This is a genomic window from Nguyenibacter sp. L1, from assembly GCF_035199985.1.
Taxonomy (GTDB): domain Bacteria; phylum Pseudomonadota; class Alphaproteobacteria; order Acetobacterales; family Acetobacteraceae; genus Gluconacetobacter; species Gluconacetobacter vanlangensis.
The window spans coordinates 407,321-419,681 of sequence record NZ_CP127015.1 but is presented as its reverse complement, the minus strand read 5'-3'; the positions used below and the strand labels follow the sequence as shown (position 1 = coordinate 419,681).

The window sequence follows — 12,361 nt, the reverse complement described above, 5'->3', positions numbered from 1 at the left end:
GTGGCGCGCCGCCTCTCGCCCGGCCTGATACGGGCCGCCCTGTATGTCGCGGGGCTGATGCCCGCGTCGGTCGCATTCGCGATGGGGGCGACCGGGCGGCTGGGTGCCGATCCGGTCAATGCCTTTCTGCGCACGCTGGGTCTCTGGGCGCTGCGCTTTCTGATCCTGTCGCTGTGCGTCACGCCATTGCGCGAGATCGCGGGCATCGACCTGCTGCGCTATCGCCGTGCGCTGGGGCTGCTGGCCTTCTGGTACGCGCTGTTCCACCTGACGGCCTATGTCGGGCTGGACCAGGGGTTCGATTTTCCGGTGCTGCTGGCCGATGTCGAAAAACGGCCCTTCGTCATTCTGGGCATGGTCGCGTTTCTGGTCCTGGCCGGCCTGGCGGCCACGTCGAACCGCTGGTCGATCCGGCGGCTGGGGCCGCGCTGGCGCGCGCTGCATCGCTGGGTCTATCCGGCGGCATGCTGTGCCGCGATTCATTTCATCCTGTCCTTCAAGGTCCTGCGGCCGGAGACGCTGGCCTATGCGCTGGCCGTCGCCCTGCTGCTGGCGTGGCGCGTCCTGCCCGCCTGCATGCGGCGCAAGGCCACGCTTTCGCGATGATGCGCTCTTTGTCTGCCAGCCATGCGGAGCCGGCATGTCCCGTTTCCGTTCCGGGACGATCGCGCGTTTGAACGGAACCTGTTCCATACAGGCGTATTCGAAATCCGGCCGGCGTTCCGCACGCCGTCCCGCATTGCAGCGGGGTGATGGGACGGGGCGGGGCGGCGTGCCCCCTCGCGCAGAGATGATGCGCCGGAACCTGCCGGGGATGGCTAGAAACGAAAAGACCAGCGTCATGCACCTGCCATCGGGCACCTGCCACCGGGCACCTGCTATCGGGCGAATATTGTTCCGAATATTGCTCCGGGGAAAAACAGCAAGGGGGATCATGTGGTTCCGCGCGGATGACAGGGCACGGATGACAGGGCACGATGACTGGGCCCGGCGGGCGGCATGACGGCGTCGTTTCGACTCCATTCGTTTTACTGCCGGTGCTTTTCAGCTTATTTCGTTTCGTCCCCCATTGCCGACGCGCGGGGCCGCATGCTGCCGCCCCGGCGGCGCCGGTCGCGGCCGGTGACATCGTCCCGCACGCGTCGTTTCGGAGAATCTCATGACGCCGACTGCGACCCGAACCGATTCCGCCTATGACGTCGTCCTGATCGGTGGCGGGGTCATGAGCGCGACAATGGGCGCGCTGCTGAAATTGCTGCAGCCGGACTGGTCGATCGGGCTGTTCGGCCGCCTGGACGACGTGGCGACCGAAAGCTCGAACGCGTGGAACAATGCCGGCACCGGGCATGCCGCGCTGTGCGAGCTGAACTACACGCCCGAGCGCGCCGACGGCAGCATCGATATTTCCAAGGCCATCGATGTGAACGAGGCTTTTCAGGTCTCGCGCCAGTTCTGGGCTCATCTGGTCGAATCGGGGGTGATCGCATCGCCGCGTGACTTCCTGAATCCCATTCCGCACATGAGCTTCGTCTGGGGCGCCGATAATTGCGATTTCCTGCGCCGCCGCCATGACGCGCTGAAGGATCATCCGCTGTTCGCCGGCATGCGGTTTTCGACCGATCCCGCGCAATTGCGGCAATGGATGCCGCTGGTGATGGAGGGGCGCGGGGCGGGCACGCCGCTCGCCGCGACCTGGAGCGCCGCCGGCACCGACGTCAATTTCGGCGCGCTGACCCATCTGCTGATCGGTTTCCTGTCGCGGCAGGCGGGATTCGACCTCAAGCTGGCGCACGCGGTCGAGGATCTGCGCCGCGACGCATCCGGCCTGTGGCGCATCGCGGTGCGGGACCTGGCCGGCGGGCGCGATCTGTCGGTCGCGGCGCGGTTCGTCTTCATCGGCGCGGGCGGCGGCGCGCTGCCCCTGTTGCAGAAAACCGGGATTCCCGAAGCCAAAGGCATTGCGGGCTTTCCGGTCAGCGGCCAGTTCCTGCGCTGCACCAACCCGGAACTGGCCGCCCGGCACCATGCGAAAGTCTATGGCAAGGCGTCGGTCGGCGCGCCGCCGATGTCGGTGCCGCATCTGGACACGCGGGTGATCGAGGGCAGGACCGGCCTGCTGTTCGGGCCCTATGCCGGGTTTTCGACCAAATTTCTCAAGCAGGGCTCGCTGTGGGACCTGCCGAAATCGATCCGCATGGATAATCTGGGGGCGATGCTGGCGGTGGCGCGCGACAATATGCCGCTGACCCGCTATCTGATCGGCCAGATCCTGCAATCGAACACGGCGCGCCTGGCGGCGCTGCGTGACTTCGTCCCCACCGCCCGCGCCGAGGATTGGGACCTGATCGTGGCCGGCCAGCGCGTGCAGGTCATCAAGTCGGATGCGAAGCGGGGCGGGGTGCTGCAGTTCGGCACGGAAATCGTGACCGGCGCCCAGGGCAGCGTGGCGGCCCTGCTGGGGGCCTCGCCCGGCGCATCCACCGCCGTGCCGATCATGCTGACGATCATCGCCAGATGCTTCCCCGTCGAGATGGCGCGCTGGACCCCGCGTCTGAAGACGATGATCCCGTCCTTCGGGGCGAAGGTGGCGGGGGATGCCGCCCTGTGCGCCCATGTGCGGGACTGGACGATGCGCGTGCTGGAACTGGAAGGTTGATCGGTCAGCCGGCCACCCCGGCATCCTCTGCCGCATCGACCAGGCGGCGCAGCCCGGTGACGATGTCGTCGAACATTCCGGCCGTCAGCCGGCCGGTATTCGTGTTGAGGCGCGACACGTGGTAGCTGCCGCACAGGATGGCCCCGTTCGGCAGCGTGGTGCGTGCGCCGTGTGCGAAGCCGGGGCGCGGCCGCAGGTCGCAGGCGGCGACGACTGCGTGATGGGCCACCGCGCCCAGCGCCAGGACGGCGCGCAGGCCGGGCATGCAGGCCAGTTCCGATTGCAGGAAGCGGTTGCAGGTGCGGATTTCCCGCGCGATCGGCCGATTGGCGGGGGGCGCGCAGCGCACGGCATTGACGATGCGGCAATCCTGCAGGCGTAGCCCGTCCGACGGGTCGCCGCCAAAGCGCCCGGCGGCGAAGCCGTGCCGTATCAGCGTCTCATAGAGCAGGGTGCCTGCATAATCGCCGGTAAAGGGGCGGCCGGTCCGGTTGGCGCCCCGCACGCCCGGGGCCAGGCCGACGATCAGGAGGCGCGCCTGGGGGCTGCCCCAGGGGGGGACCGGATCATTCCACCAATCCGGATGGGCCTGCCGGTTGGCCCGCCGATAGGCGACCAGCCGGGGGCAGGCCGGACAGTCACGTGGCGGCAATTCCGGCGCGCCGGGCCCGGACATGGCTGGATCGATGGAATCGGACCCGGCGGAATCGGGCCGGCCGGGATCAGGGCCGGAGGGGTCAGGCGTCGTGGTCGAGTTCGCTCAACTGATCGGCCGGGTGCCGGATGGGCGCATTCTGCTGGCGGGCCGGGCGTGCCTCGGACTGGCGGCGCGTGAATTGCGGCGCGATGTCGGCCAGGTCGATGAACTGGTCCGCCTGGCGGCGCAGATCGTCGCCGATCAGCGGCGGCGAGGTCCGGATCGACGACACGACCGAGGTGCGCACCCCCTGCCGCTGCACGGATTCGAGCAGGCGGCGGAAATCGGCGTCGCCGCTGAACAGCACGGCATGGTCGATCTTCGACGCCATCTCCATCATGTCGACGGCCAGTTCGATATCCATGTTCCCCTTCACCCGCCGGCGGCCGTTCTGGTCGATGAATTCGCGCGCCGTCTTGGTGACCAGGAAATAGCCGTTATAGACCAGCCAGTCGGTCAGGGGCTTCAGCGGGGAATATTCCTCGTTCTCGAGGATGGCGGAGTAGTAGTAGGCCCGCACCACGTGCGTCTTCGCCCGGAAGAAGGCCAGCAGGTTGCGGTAATCCACGTCGAAGCCCAGATGACGCGACGCGGAATAGAGGCTGGCTCCATCGATGAAGAGACATACGCGCTCATTGGGTTGAAAAAACATGCGGAATGATTCCTGTCGCGTCCTGGTGCATGAGGCGTCGGAAAGCGCGAAGTCCAAAGAGTGCGCATTCGCCGGCTTGACGTCCCGTCCGTATCGGCAAGATAAATTGAGCGCGATATAAATGATATAACGGAAATGACTGGAAAAGGCATTTTCCGTAAAAAAACTGGATTGTAGGCACCACATTCCGGTCTGCCGCCAGCATGCCGGGTTAATGTCTGGTTTCGTGCACGCTATGGTTGCAAGGCATCTTGGAAAAGGCAACGGATACCGGTGATTCTGATCGCGATCGGGGCGAACCTGCCGCATGCGGATGGCGCGACGCCGCTTGAAACCTGCCGCTGGGCGGCGGCGCAGGTCGCGGCGATTCCCGGATTGCGCGTCGTCGCGCGGTCGCGCTGGTACGAAAGCGCGCCGATTCCGCCATCCGGGCAACCGCCCTATGTCAACGGCGTTGTCGCCGCGGAGGTGGCCGCCGGGACGCCGGACGGGGAGGCGGTCACGCCCGAGTCGCTGCTGCGCGCGTTGCAGGCGATCGAGGCACGGGCCGGCCGGGTGCGCAGCGTGGCCAATGCCGCCCGGCCCCTGGACCTGGATATCGTCGCGATGGGGGATGTGGTCCGTGCCGCGCCCGACCCGATTCTGCCGCATCCGCGCATGGGGGGGCGGGCCTTCGTGCTGCTGCCGTTGCGGGATGTGGCGCCGGGATGGGTCGATCCATGTTCGGGCCGCACCGTGGAGGACCTGATCGCCGCGTTGCCGGACCAGGCGATCCGTGTTCTGGCCGAAGCTTGATCGGCTCAAGTCTGGCCGGCCGAAGTTTGGCCGGCCGAATTCTGGCCGCATGCTTGCATTCGAGGCACCTCACCACTAGGTATGGTTCTTTGCAACAGACATTTTTATCCGGAGGCCTGCCTCATGGCTCGCGTCACCGTCGAAGACTGCGTTGAACGGGTTCCCAACCGATTCGAACTGGTTCTTTATGCTGCCCAGCGGGCGCGGAACCTGTCCAGGGGAGAGGAACTGACGGTCGATCGGGACAATGACAAGAACCCCGTCGTGGCGCTGCGCGAAATCGCCGACCAGACGATCGGGCTGGAGCAGGTGCGCGGCGACCTGGTGCGTTCGCTGGCCCGCGCGCCCGAGCCCGAGCCGGCGGACGAGGAGGTCATGGACCTGATCCCGACCGAGCAGAACATTTTCGGCCTGCAGGACGTCACGGCCGAGGAAGAGGCGGCGCACGGCACGGCCGGCATGTCCGCCGAGGAACTCGAGGCCGCGATCGAGGCCGAACTGGGCGGCCGCGCGCGGCGCTGAGCCCATGGGGCACGAGGCGGCAGGTCCCGTTGATGCGCTGCATCATTCCGCCTCGGGCCTGGAGGCGTCGGTGTCCGGCATGACCGACGGCTCCGTCCCGGTCGAAGTTGGGTCCGGCGAAGATGGGCCCGTCGAAGAGGCGGCGCCCGTGCCGGCCCGGATCGTGTCCTGCGAAGGATTGCTGCGCCGGGTCCGCGCCTATGATCCGGGGGCCGATCTCGACCTGATCCGGCGGGCCTTCCAGGTCGCGCAGCAGGCGCATGCGGGCCAGGCCCGCGACAATGGCGACCCCTATATTACCCATCCCCTGGCGGTCGCCAGCATCCTGGCGGGCTTCCATCTCGACGCGTCGTCGATCGCGACGGCCCTGCTGCACGACACGATCGAGGATACCGGCGTCACGCAGGAGCGGCTGCGCGCCGAATTCGGGGCGACGATCGCCGACCTGGTGGACGGCGTCACCAAGCTGACCAGGCTGGAACTGCAATCGGACCGGACCAAGCAGGCGGAAAATTTCCGCAAGCTGGTGCTGGCGATGTCCAAGGACATCCGAGTCCTGATCGTCAAGCTGGCGGACCGGCTGCACAACATGCGCACGCTGCATTACGTGCAGCGGCTGGACCGGCGGCAGCGCATCGCGCGCGAGACGATGGAGATCTATGCGCCGCTGGCCGGGCGCATCGGCATGGACAAGGTCAAGACCGAACTCCAGAACCTGTCCTTCGCCGAACTGGAACCCGAGGCCAACACCACCATCCGCGCCCGCCTGAATTATCTGCGCGGCCAGGGCGCCGACGTGATCGAGGAGGTGCGCCGCGAGTTGATCCAGCTTTGCCGCAAGGCCGGGCTGGGCGATGTCGAGGTGACGGGACGCGAGAAATCGCCCTTCTCGATCTGGGAGAAGATGCAGAAGCGCAACGTGGCGTTCGAGCAGCTTTCGGATATCATGGCGTTCCGCATCATCGTGCCGACGCGCGAGGCCTGCTATGTGGCGCTGGGCGCCGTCCATGCCGCCTATCCGGTGATCGTCGGGCGGTTCAAGGACTATATCTCGACCCCCAAGGCCAACGGCTATCAGAGCCTGCATACCGGCGTGACCCTGCGCCATCCGCGCAACCAGAAGATCGAAGTCCAGATCCGCACCGCCGAGATGCACGACATCGCCGAAAACGGCGTCGCGTCGCACTGGCTGTACAAGCAGTTGCCCGGGGGAGGAACGGGGGCGGCCGACGATTCGGCGCGCGTCGTCACCGGACTGCGCTGGGTGCAGGACCTGCTGGATATCCTGGAGGATTCGGCGGCCCCCGACGAGTTCCTGGAAAACACCAAGCTCGAACTCTATCAGGACCAGGTCTTCTGCTTCACGCCCAAGGGGCAGTTGATTTCGCTGCCGCGCGGCGCCACCCCTGTCGATTTCGCCTATGCCGTGCACAGCCAGGTCGGCGACAGTTGCGTCGGCGCGCGGATCAACGGGCGGCTGATGCCGCTGCGCCACGAGTTGCAGAACGGCGACCAGGTGGAAATCATGACCGCCCGGGGCGGCACGCCGTCGCCGGCCTGGGAACGGTTCGTGGTCACCGGCAAGGCGCGGGCCCGCATCCGCCGCCACGTCGCGACCCAGCAGCGCGAGGCCCATATCGACAATGGCCGCGCGGCGCTGGCCAAGGCCTTTCGGCAGGAAGGCGTCGACGGGTCGGAAAAGGTGCTGGACACCATCCTGTCCGGCCTGAAATTCGCATCGGTCGAGGACCTGTACGTCGCGGTCGGCAACGGCAATACCGGGCCGCGGGACGTGGTGCACGCCGCCTATCCGGCATTGCGGCAGACGCCCCGGGCCCCGCGCATGGTGCCTGGCATCCCGATGCGCGCGCCGGCCCGCGGCGCGACCCGGCCGAAGGCGGGCGGCGGCATGGCCCTGGCCGGGATCGGTCCGGGAATCGCGGTGCATTTCGCCGGATGCTGCCATCCGCTGCCGGGCGACAGGATCGTGGGTATCGTCGCGACGGGCAAGGGGATCACCATCCACACGGCGGGCTGCCAGACCCTGGAAAGCTTCGCCGCGACGCCCGAACGCTTCATGGACGTGGATTGGGATTACGACCTGATCGGCCGCGGCAGTTCTGAGCCGCATGTCGGCCGGCTGAGCGTGATCGCGGCCAACGAGCCGTCGGTGCTGGCGACCCTGACCAACACGGCGTCGAAGCATGAGGGCACGGTGATCAATCTGCGCATCGTCAACCGCCAGCTCGATTTCATGGAGATCCTGGCGGACATCGAAGTCCGCGACCTGCGTCACCTGTCCTCGGTCATCGCGGCGCTGCGCGCAGCGAACGGGGTCGTCCAGGTCGAGCGGTCCAAGGGATGAGCCTGATCGGGATCGGTTCGGACCTCTGCGACATCCGGCGGATCGAGCGGGTGATCGCCCGGCATGGCGAGCGCTTCCTGGACCGCGTCTTCACCCAGGCCGAGCGCAGGCGCGCCGAGCGGCGGAACGGCCAGGCGCGGCTGGGCGCCTATGCCAAGCGCTGGGCCGCCAAGGAGGCCTGCGCCAAGGCGCTGGGCACCGGCTTCGCCCAGGGCGTGTACCATCGCGACCTGGGGGTGGAGAACCTGCCGGGCGGGCAGCCGGTGATGGTGCTGACCGGCGGCGCGCGGGTTCGGCTGCGGGCCCTTCTGTCGCCGGGAGGCGAGGCCCGCATCCTGCTGACGATGACGGACGAATATCCCTATGCCTTCGCGCAGGTGATGATCGCGCAGGCGACCGGTCCCGCCTGAAACGCGCGGCGCATGTCGCGCGGCGCTTGACAGCCCGGGGTGCCGTCGGCTTCATCCGCGGGCTTTCGTCCGGCCCGGCCAGTGGCCCGGCCCGTCCTCCTCCTTGTTCCGGAAACAGATTCAGACCCATGGACGACCCGCGCAAAACCCGCTCTTCCTCTGTGCCGTCCGGCGGCGCGGCCTCGGCCCTGCATGGAGCGTGGGAACTGTTCCGCACCATCCTGATCGCGGGCTTGCTGGCGGTGGGGGTGCGGACGGTGCTGTTCGAGCCGTTCAACATTCCCTCGGGCTCGATGATCCCGACCCTGCAGGTCGGCGATTATCTGTGGGTCGCCAAATACAGTTACGGCTATTCGCATTTCTCGCTGCCGCGCTCGCCAGACCTGTTCGACGGGCGCATCTTCTTCCGCATGCCGCATCGCGGCGACGTGGCGGTGTTCCGCTTCACCAAGGACACGTCGATCGACTATATCAAGCGCATCGTCGGCCTGCCCGGCGACCGGATCCAGGTCCGGGGCGGCGAGTTGTACATCAACGACGTCCTGGTCCCGCGCACGGCCGAGGGCAACTACGTCGCGGTGGACGAGCACGGCACCCGCATGGAGGGGCAGCGTTATCACGAGACCCTGCCCGGCAGCGGCGGCCACGGCCCGGTGGCGCATGACATCCTGAAGCTGACCAATGAGGGCTTCCAGAACGATACCCCGGTCTATGTCGTGCCGAACGGCTATTTCTTCGCCATGGGCGACAATCGCGATGACAGCGCCGACAGCCGGTTCATGGGCGACGATCCCGAGGATCTGGGCTTCGTGCCCATGGAAAATCTGATCGGACAGGCCAAATGGATCTTCCTGTCGGTCGATGCGCGCCATCCGGTCTGGGAGTTCTGGATGTGGCCGGTCGAGATCCGCTGGAACCGGTTGTTCATGGGGGTACGATGAGCGGCGAGGCCGTGCTGCCCGGTGGGACCTCCGATAGCCCCCCCGATGGGATCGACGGGGTGGCTGGCGACGGGATGGCGTCGCTGGAAGGGCGGCTGGGCCATCATTTCCGCCGTCCCGACCTGCTGCGCGAGGCCCTGACCCACCGTTCGGCGGCGCATCTGCGCAATGCCGCGCCACGCCGGGCACGCCAGCCGGCGGCGCGGCGCGGCGCGGGGTCGAACGAGCGGCTGGAATTCATCGGCGACCGGGTCCTGGGGCTGGTGATGGCCGAGTGGCTGCTGGAACGTTTTCCGGACGAGCAGGAAGGCGCGCTGGGCCCGCGTCACGCCCACCTGGTGTCGCGCCCGGTGCTGGCCCGCGTCGCCGAGGGGATGGACCTGCCGCCGGTGCTGAACGTGGCCGAGCATGAGGCCCGTGCCGGCGTCCGGCAGATGGCCAATGTCCTGGCCGACGCGGTCGAGGCGATCCTGGGGGCGATCTATCTGGATGGCGGGCTGGAGCCCGCCCGCGCCTTCGTGCGCGCGGCGTGGAACGAGGCGATCGTGGCCCAGGCGCAGCCGCCCAAGGACCCCAAGACCGCGCTGCAGGAATGGGTGCTGGCGCGCGGCCTGCCTTTGCCGGCCTATCGCACGGTGCAGGTGGACGGTCCGTCTCATGCGCCGCGCTTCGTCATAGCGGTCACCGCGGCCGGACAGTCGGCCGAAGGGGTGGCGGGCAGCAAGCGTGCGGCGGAGAGCGCCGCCGCCGCCGACCTGTTGCGGCAAATCGTTTGATGCCGCGTCGAAAGGAAAAGGAATCATGACCACGCGCTGCGGCTTCGTCGCCATCGTCGGGGCGCCGAATGCGGGCAAGTCGACGCTGCTGAACCGCATGGCCGGCGCCAAATTGTCGATCGTCTCGCCCAAGGCGCAGACGACGCGCTTCCGCGTTCTGGGCATCCTGATGCGGGGGGCGAGCCAGATCCTGCTGGTGGACACGCCGGGCATCTTCAAGCCCCGGCGCAAGCTGGACCGGGCGATGGTGGCCGCGGCCTGGACGGGGTCCGAGGACGCCGACATCACGCTGCTGCTGGTCGATGCGCGGCGCGGCCTGGCCGATGACGTGCGTGCGATCGTGGCCCGGTTGGCGCCGTCGCGCCGGCGGGTGTGGCTGGTGCTGAACAAGACCGACCTGGTGGACCGCCAGGCGCTGCTGCCCCTGACCGCCGAATTGTCGTCGCTGCTGGATGTCGGGCATGTCTTCATGGTCAGCGCGCGCAGCGGCGACGGGGTCGAGGACCTGCTGGACGCGCTGGCCGCGTCGCTGCCCGAGGGGCCTTATCTTTATCCCGAGGACGACCTGACCGACCTGCCCGACCGGCTGCTGGCGGCCGAGCTGGTGCGCGAGCAGATCTTTTTGCAGACGCACGAGGAAGTGCCCTATGCTGCGACGGCGGAGACCGAAAGTTTTCGTGAGCAGCCCGACGGCTCGGTGCGGATCGAGGTCACGATCTATGTCGCGCGTCCGGGCCACAAGGCGATCCTGATCGGCGAGAAGGGCAGCCGGATCCGCGCGATCGGCGAACGCGCGCGCAAGGACCTGTCGCGCCTGCTGGATCGGACCTGCCATCTGTTCCTGAACGTGAAGGAACGCGCCGGCTGGGATGAGGAACGCGCCCGCCTGCGGGCCATCGGCCTGGACGACGCGTCGTAACGGTTTCGCGGGCGGGTGCTATTCTGCGCCCGTCGGCTTGTGAGCGGTCACGAGCGGCGATAAGAGGAATTGCATGGGTGAGGTCCGGCCAGGGCATCCCCGGCGTTCGTTCACATTTGGAGGATCCGGGGCATATGACCGAGCAAGCATCAGAAAACGGCCATGATTATCGGCGTGTGCTCCTGAAGATATCGGGCGAGGCCCTGATGGGGGACGGCAGCTATGGCATCGCCCCCCAGATGGTCGACACGATCGCCGGCGACGTGGCGGCGGTGGCCCAATCGGGGGTCGAGGTCTGCCTGGTGATCGGCGGCGGCAACATCTTCCGCGGCGTCGCGGCAGCGGCGCGCGGCATGGACCGCGCCCAGGGCGATTATGCCGGCATGCTGGCCACGGTGATCAACGCGCTGATGGTGCAGAACGCGCTGGAACGCCACGGGGTGCCGACCCGGGTCATGTCGGCGATCCACATGTCGTCGGTGGCCGAGCCCTATATCCGCCGGCGCGCGGTGCGGCACATGGAAAAGGGCAGGGTGGTGATCTTCGCCGCCGGCACCGGCAACCCGTTCTTCACCACCGATACCGCCGCCGCGCTGCGGGCGGCGGAAATGGATTGCGACGCCCTGCTGAAGGGCACGCAGGTCGACGGCGTCTATTCCGCCGACCCGCGCAAGGACGGGAATGCGACCCGTTTCGAGACGTTGACCTATCTGGACGTGCTGGCCAAGGATCTGCATGTCATGGATGCTGCGGCGATCAGCCTGGCGCGCGAGAACCGGCTGCCGATCGTGGTATTCAACATCCACGCCCCGGGCGCGTTCTCGCGGGTGATGCGGGGCGAAGGGCTGTTCACCCGAATCGTCGAGGCGCGCTGAATGTCCCGCGCCGTTTGCGCGACGGTGCCGGACACGGGACGATGAGACAGGGCGGCGCGTCGATACGCCGCCCGTTTTGACTATGGAGGGCCATTGTGGCTGCTGATCAGAAGACACTGCTGGATGACCTGACCCGTCGGATGGACGGCGCGCTGGAAAGCCTGCGCCGCGACTTCGCCGGTTTGCGGTCCGGTCGTGCCAGTCCGGCGCTGCTCGAGCCGGTGCGTGTCGAGGCGTATGGCGGCGAGGTGCCGCTGACGCAGGTCGGCTCGATCGCGGTGCCCGAGGCGCGGATGCTGACGGTCCAGGTCTGGGACCGCTCGCTGGTCGGGGCAGTGGAGCGCGCGATTCGCGACAGCGGGCTGGGCCTCAACCCGGCGGCGGACGGACAGACGGTGCGCGTGCCGATTCCGCAATTGACCGAGGAACGGCGTAACGACCTGGCGCGGACGGCCGGGAAATACGCCGAAAACGCCAAGATCGCGGTGCGGGGCGTCCGCCGTGACGGCATGGACCAGGCCAAGGCCCATGAAAAGAAGGGTGATATCGGCCAGGACGATGTCAAGGTGTGGTCGGACGCGGTTCAGAAGCTGACGGACCAGTATGTGAAGCGGATCGACGAGATGCTCGCGGAGAAGGAACGCGAGATCAAGCAGGTCTGAGCCCGTCGTGACCCTTCGGTCCGTGCCCGGCCCGCTGGCCGGGACCACCATGAAGCGCGCGGCAGGGGACGCCGGCGTCGCGGCCGATCCC

General features: G+C 67.6%; 13 protein-coding genes. 11 read left to right on the top strand and 2 right to left on the bottom strand.

Going from position 1 to position 12,361, the window contains the following annotated elements; genetic code table 11:
* Together msrQ and QN315_RS01890 are read left to right on the top strand one after the other, a co-directional pair.
* On the top strand, positions 1–606 hold the full coding sequence (gene msrQ / locus QN315_RS01895) for a protein-methionine-sulfoxide reductase heme-binding subunit MsrQ (protein WP_323991259.1): 606 nt from the start codon (positions 1–3) through the stop codon (positions 604–606).
* A gap of 553 nt (positions 607–1,159) precedes the next feature.
* The gene (locus QN315_RS01890) at positions 1,160–2,656 is read left to right on the top strand and encodes a malate:quinone oxidoreductase (protein ID WP_323991258.1); all 1,497 of its coding nucleotides are present in this window, start codon (positions 1,160–1,162) and stop codon (positions 2,654–2,656) included.
* A 4-nt stretch (positions 2,657–2,660) separates the two neighbouring features.
* On the opposite strand, the gene QN315_RS01885 is transcribed toward QN315_RS01890, so the two are convergent.
* Positions 2,661–3,332, bottom strand: a complete 672-nt coding sequence (locus QN315_RS01885; RefSeq protein WP_323991257.1) for a uracil-DNA glycosylase — start codon at positions 3,330–3,332, stop codon at positions 2,661–2,663.
* A 61-nt stretch (positions 3,333–3,393) separates the two neighbouring features.
* Positions 3,394–4,005: an NYN domain-containing protein gene (locus tag QN315_RS01880; protein ID WP_176640950.1), complete on the bottom strand. Its 612-nt coding sequence runs from the start codon at positions 4,003–4,005 to the stop codon at positions 3,394–3,396.
* A 273-nt stretch (positions 4,006–4,278) separates the two neighbouring features.
* On the opposite strand from QN315_RS01880, the gene folK reads away from it, so the two are divergent.
* The 9 genes from folK to frr all read left to right on the top strand — a co-directional run bounded on the left by folK (position 4,279) and on the right by frr (position 12,270).
* Positions 4,279–4,800: a 2-amino-4-hydroxy-6-hydroxymethyldihydropteridine diphosphokinase gene (gene folK / locus QN315_RS01875; RefSeq protein ID WP_323991256.1), complete on the top strand. Its 522-nt coding sequence runs from the start codon at positions 4,279–4,281 to the stop codon at positions 4,798–4,800.
* A gap of 123 nt (positions 4,801–4,923) precedes the next feature.
* Positions 4,924–5,322 (top strand): DNA-directed RNA polymerase subunit omega, encoded by a 399-nt coding sequence (gene rpoZ / locus QN315_RS01870; RefSeq protein WP_176640933.1) that lies wholly within the window; start codon positions 4,924–4,926, stop codon positions 5,320–5,322.
* 79 nt (positions 5,323–5,401) lie between these two features.
* A complete protein-coding gene (locus QN315_RS01865; protein WP_323993764.1) occupies positions 5,402–7,687 on the top strand; it encodes a bifunctional (p)ppGpp synthetase/guanosine-3',5'-bis(diphosphate) 3'-pyrophosphohydrolase in 2,286 nt (761 codons plus the stop codon).
* On the top strand, positions 7,684–8,097 hold the full coding sequence (gene acpS / locus QN315_RS01860; RefSeq protein WP_323991255.1) for a holo-ACP synthase: 414 nt from the start codon (positions 7,684–7,686) through the stop codon (positions 8,095–8,097). Before QN315_RS01865 ends, acpS begins: the two co-directional genes overlap by 4 nt.
* 128 nt (positions 8,098–8,225) lie before the next feature.
* A complete protein-coding gene (gene lepB / locus QN315_RS01855) occupies positions 8,226–9,038 on the top strand; it encodes a signal peptidase I (protein ID WP_323991254.1) in 813 nt (270 codons plus the stop codon).
* 74 nt (positions 9,039–9,112) lie between these two features.
* On the top strand, positions 9,113–9,814 hold the full coding sequence (gene rnc / locus QN315_RS01850) for a ribonuclease III (RefSeq protein ID WP_323993762.1): 702 nt from the start codon (positions 9,113–9,115) through the stop codon (positions 9,812–9,814).
* Positions 9,815–9,839: 25 nt separating this feature from the next.
* On the top strand, positions 9,840–10,733 hold the full coding sequence (era, locus tag QN315_RS01845) for a GTPase Era (protein WP_323991253.1): 894 nt from the start codon (positions 9,840–9,842) through the stop codon (positions 10,731–10,733).
* 134 nt (positions 10,734–10,867) lie between these two features.
* Positions 10,868–11,608: a UMP kinase gene (gene pyrH / locus QN315_RS01840; RefSeq protein WP_323991252.1), complete on the top strand. Its 741-nt coding sequence runs from the start codon at positions 10,868–10,870 to the stop codon at positions 11,606–11,608.
* Positions 11,609–11,703: 95 nt separating this feature from the next.
* Positions 11,704–12,270 (top strand): ribosome recycling factor, encoded by a 567-nt coding sequence (gene frr / locus QN315_RS01835; RefSeq protein ID WP_176640818.1) that lies wholly within the window; start codon positions 11,704–11,706, stop codon positions 12,268–12,270.
* Positions 12,271–12,361: the final 91 nt, after the last annotated feature.